This window comes from Bradyrhizobium sp., from assembly GCF_049581145.1.
Taxonomy (GTDB): Bacteria; Pseudomonadota; Alphaproteobacteria; order Rhizobiales; family Xanthobacteraceae; genus Bradyrhizobium.
This window is the reverse complement of the sequence record NZ_JBAURI010001264.1, coordinates 1-4,337: the sequence shown is the minus strand read 5'-3', so window position 1 is coordinate 4,337 and position 4,337 is coordinate 1. Positions and strand designations below refer to the sequence as shown.

Genomic DNA, 4,337 nt, shown 5'->3' with positions numbered 1-4,337 from the left:
GGTTCGCCTCGACGAGTGGCCGCACCAGGGCAATGAACCCGGTCGGATAGCAGCCTGGATTGGCGACGCGACGCGCGTTCCCGATCGCCGCGCGCTGCCGTTTCGTCATTTCCGGAAAGCCATAGGTCCAGTCGGCAAGCGTGCGATGCACGGTCGACGCGTCGATGATCCGAACAGTATCGCTCTCGACGAGGCTGACCGCCTCGCGCGCCGCGTCGTCCGGCAGGCACAGGATGACCAGGTCGGCGTGATTGATGATGTCCTTGCGGGCTTGCGGGTCCTTGCGCCGCGCCGGATCGATCGACATCAGCGCGAGATCGGCTCGACCCGCGAGCCGCTGACGAATTTGCAGGCCGGTCGTGCCGGCCTCGCCGTCGATGAATATTTTTGCTGCCATGATGGCGTTTCCCTCAGGGTGGCGCGACTAAGCTACAAGCCGCGCGGTGCCGGCCCTGGTCAGGATCGTCTCAAGACCGTCGATCATCTGCAAGATCTCTTCGCGCGTGACGTTGAGCGCGGGCATGAAACGGAGCGCGTCCGGTTGCGGCGAGTTCAGGAGCAGGCCGCCCTGCAGCGCTTGCGCCACGATCGCAGCGCCAATCGGTAGTTTCAGGTCGAGCGCCAGCAGCAATCCGCGGCCGCGGACGTCGCCGAGCCCGTGCCGTGCCGACAGCTTCTGCAGTTCGCTCTCCAGGAACAGGCCGGCGTCGGCGGCTGATTTGAGAAATTCGGGCTTACCGACTTCCTGCAGCACCGCGAGTCCCGCCGCGCACATCAACGCATTGCCGTTGAAGGTGCCGCCCTGGTCGCCATGCTCGAAACAGGCCGCCTGCGCGGTTGCCAGCAGCGCCGCCAACGGGACGCCGCCGCCGATGCCCTTGCCGAGCGTCATGATGTCGGGCTCGACATGTGCATGTTCGTAGTGGAACAGCTTTCCCGTGCGGCCCATGCCGGTCTGGATCTCGTCGGAGATCAGCAGCAGCCCATGCCTCCTGGTCAACGCCCGCAACTCCTTCAGGAATTGATCAGTCGCCGGCCAGACGCCTGCCTCGCCCTGGATCGGCTCCAGCATCACGGCAATCGTATTGGCGTTGATCAAGGCTTCCACCGAAGCCAGATCGTTCAGCCGCGCCTTGCGGAAGCCCGGCACTTTCGGCTCGAACAGCGGCTCGAATGCCTTCTTGCCCGATGCCGACATGGTCGCGAGCGTCCGGCCGTGGAAGCCGCCCTCGAAACTGATGATCTCGAAGGCGCCATCCTTGTGTAACGCGCCATATTTGCGCGCGAGCTTGATCGCGCCTTCATTGGCCTCTGCGCCCGAATTGGCAAAAAACACCCGGTCGAAGCAGCTCTGGTCGACCAGCGCCTTCGCAAGCGTGAGGCTGACGTCGTTGTAAAACGCCGGGCTGGGCGTGATCAACCGTTTGGCCTGTGCCGCGAGCGCCTCGGCGACAAGGGGCGGGGAATGGCCGAGACAATTCACGGCCCAGCCCTGGATGAAGTCGAGGTAGCGCTTGCCGCTGTCGTCCCATAGCCAGGCGCCTTCGCCGCGGACGAAGACCGTGCTGGGGCGCGCCGTGATGTCCATCAACGCCTCGAACGGATGTATAGCGCGGGTCATGTCAAACTCCTCTGGAGGCCGGGAAGGGGGCTGAAACGCAAGAAGGCCGCACTTTTGGGGTGCGGCCTTCTCGAAAACTTGGCTGATCCAGTACTTCAGCGTTGTCGTCGGACATGGCGCACCCCATCATCGTCACGGCGGTGACGACGGAGTGAAGCGCGGCGCTGCGTCCGGGTGAAGTTCATGGGACGCGCCCATACAGCCCAAGGGCAGCTTCTGTCAAGGCCGTAGCAATGACGCGAGGCGCAGCCGATGGTTGGCTCGGCTTGATCGCGCCGCTGCTCGCGCGATGCGTGCGGGCCTGGCTGGCGGCCACGTAAAGCTACGGAATTTCCGCACGCGGATGACAGCTTTTTTCGTGTCAGGTTAAGGACTTCGCTGCAATTTTACGAAACGTTTAGGCATGCTGCTGTAGCATCGCGCAATCAGCAGAACAGCCGAATTTGGCGCTCAGGACGAGCGAATGTACGACCAGCCCCTATCGATAGCCGACGAGGTCGAAGCGGCAATTGCCGCCGGCTCCGCCCAGAAATGCTCCGAGACGGCCAAACGGGTGACCGCCCTGTTCTTGCTGTCCGCCGACGGCTACAATCAGGAACAGATCGATTTGTTCGGCAGCGTCTTCGAGCGGCTGATCAACACCATCGAGTTGCGCGCCATCGCCGATGTCAGTGCGCGGATCGCGCTGGCCGAGCTGAGCAGCCAGCTTGCACCGGTCCCGCAGGCGCCAGTCTCGGTGATGCGCCGCCTGGCTCGGAACGATGAAGTCTCCGTCGCCGGACCGGTGCTGAGCGAGTCGGCAAGGCTGACCAATGACGACCTGATCGAGATCGCGCGCGGCAAGAGCGAGAAACACCTGCTTGCGATCGCCGGTCGCTGGTGGCTGCAGGAGGTCGTCAGCGATGCGCTGCTGGCGCGCCGCTTTGCCAGCGTCAGCCGTCGCCTGGTCAATAATCCGGGGGCGCGTTTTTCGGCGGCGGGCTTTGCCATGGTCGTGGCGCAAGCCATATCCGATCCCGAATTGGCCATCGCAACCGGCATAAGGGCAGACCTGCCTGTCGACCTGCGGTCGCGCCTGCTGCGCCAGGCGACCGACGAAGTCAGGAACCGGCTGCTGCTGCGCGCGCCGCCTTACCTGTTTGAGGAAATCCGCGCGGCCATCGCGGTGGCCTCCGCAGGCGCGGAGCGCGAAATGGCCAAGGCCCGCGATTTCGCGGGCGCCAAGATCCTGGTGGCGCGCTTGAAACGGGAAGGCGGGCTCGACGAGGCCGCCCTGCTCGGGCTCGCCAGGCAGAAGAAATACGAGGAGACCATCACGGTCGTGGCCGAGTTGTCGAAGACCGGCATTGAGCTGGTCCGTCCGCTGATGCAGAGTCTGCGCAGCGACGGCATCCTGGTGCCCTGCAAGGTTGCCGGCCTCGGCTGGGACACCGTCAACGCCGTGCTCGACTGCCGGTTTTCGACCGGCGCGACGGCACCGGACGAAGTGGCAAGGCTCAAGAGCCAGTTTATGGCGCTAACGACCGAGGAGGCGCAGCGGTTGCTCAGGCTGTGGGCGGTCCGCAACACGACGTCAAAATCCAGCCTGCAATAACCGTCTAGAATCCGGTGACGCTGCCGTGCAGATCATATTCGTCCGCACGCTCGATCCTTGCGGTGACGATCTCGCCGGTGCGGAGCGGCCGGTGGCTCGACAGATAGACCGTGCCGTCGATCTCCGGCGCGTCCGCCTTCGAGCGGCCTTTGGCAACCGTCGACCCGACTTCGTCGATGATCACCTGCTGCCGGGTGCCGACCTTGCGTCTCAGTCGTCGCGCTGAAATCATCTGCTGCCGCGCCATCAGCCGGTTCCAGCGCTCCTGTTTGACGTCATCAGGCACGGCGCCCGCCAGCGCGTTCGACGCCGCGCCCTTCACCGGCTCATATTTGAAGCAGCCGACGCGATCGATCTCGGCCTCGTCGAGCCAATCCAGCAAGTCGGCGAAATCGGCATCACGCTCGCCGGGAAATCCGACGATGAAGGTCGAGCGCAGCGCAAGCTCGGGGCATTGCGCGCGCCATGTCTTGATCCGCGCCAACGTCTTGTCCTGCGCCGCCGGCCGCCGCATCGCTTTCAGGATCTCGGGGCTCGCATGCTGAAAGGGGATATCGAGATAGGGCAGGATCCTGCCGTCGGTCATCAAGCCGATGACCTCATCGACATGCGGGTAGGGATAGACATATTGCAGCCGGACCCAGGCGCCGAATTCGCCGAGTTCTTTTGCCAGGTCGACGAATCTGGCGCGGACCTCACGATCCTTCCACGGACTGGCGGCGTATTTCAGATCGACGCCATAGGCCGAAGTGTCCTGCGAAATGACCAGTAATTCCCTGACGCCGGCGGCGACCAGTCGTTCGGCCTCGCGCAATACATCGTTGGCGGGCCGCGACACCAGATCGCCGCGCAGCCTCGGGATGATGCAGAAGCTGCAGCGGTTGTTGCAGCCCTCGGAAATCTTCAAGTAAGCGTAGTGCCGCGGCGTCAGCTTGACGCCCTGCGGCGGCAGCAGGTCGAGATGCGGATTATGCGCCGGCGGCAGCGCCCGATGCACGGCATCGAGCACGCTCTCATATTGCTGCGGACCGGTAATCGACAGCACGCCGGGATAGGCCTCTTCGATCTGCTCGGGCTCAGCACCCATGCAGCCGGTGACGATCACCTTGCCGTTCTCGGCCA

At 64.1% G+C, this 4,337-nt stretch carries 3 protein-coding genes and 1 pseudogene; 1 reads left to right on the top strand and 3 read right to left on the bottom strand.

Annotated elements, in window-relative coordinates; genetic code table 11:
* A pseudogene (locus WCB02_RS40165) lies at positions 1 to 397 on the bottom strand (N-acetyl-gamma-glutamyl-phosphate reductase); the annotation flags it as partial.
* Between the two features lie 27 nt (positions 398 to 424).
* Positions 425 to 1,621: an acetylornithine transaminase gene (locus WCB02_RS40160; RefSeq protein WP_423968111.1), complete on the bottom strand. Its 1,197-nt coding sequence runs from the start codon at positions 1,619 to 1,621 to the stop codon at positions 425 to 427.
* Positions 1,622 to 2,084: 463 nt separating this feature from the next.
* Between WCB02_RS40160 and WCB02_RS40155 the strand changes: the two genes are divergently transcribed.
* A complete protein-coding gene (locus tag WCB02_RS40155) occupies positions 2,085 to 3,215 on the top strand; it encodes a DUF2336 domain-containing protein (RefSeq protein ID WP_423968109.1) in 1,131 nt (376 codons plus the stop codon).
* 4 nt (positions 3,216 to 3,219) lie between these two features.
* Here the strand turns inward: WCB02_RS40155 and rimO are convergent.
* Positions 3,220 to 4,337, bottom strand: a 1,118-nt coding sequence (rimO, locus tag WCB02_RS40150; RefSeq protein WP_423968107.1) for a 30S ribosomal protein S12 methylthiotransferase RimO, incomplete at its 5' end; no start/stop codon positions are given.

Bases quoted from the DNA above. Each gene is read 5' to 3' on its own strand.
- WCB02_RS40155 (WP_423968109.1), top strand. From the start codon at position 2,085: ATGTACGACCAGCCCCTATCGATAGCCGACGAGGTCGAAGCGGCAATT.
- WCB02_RS40160 (WP_423968111.1), bottom strand. From the start codon at position 1,621: ATGACCCGCGCTATACATCCGTTCGAGGCGTTGATGGACATCACGGCG.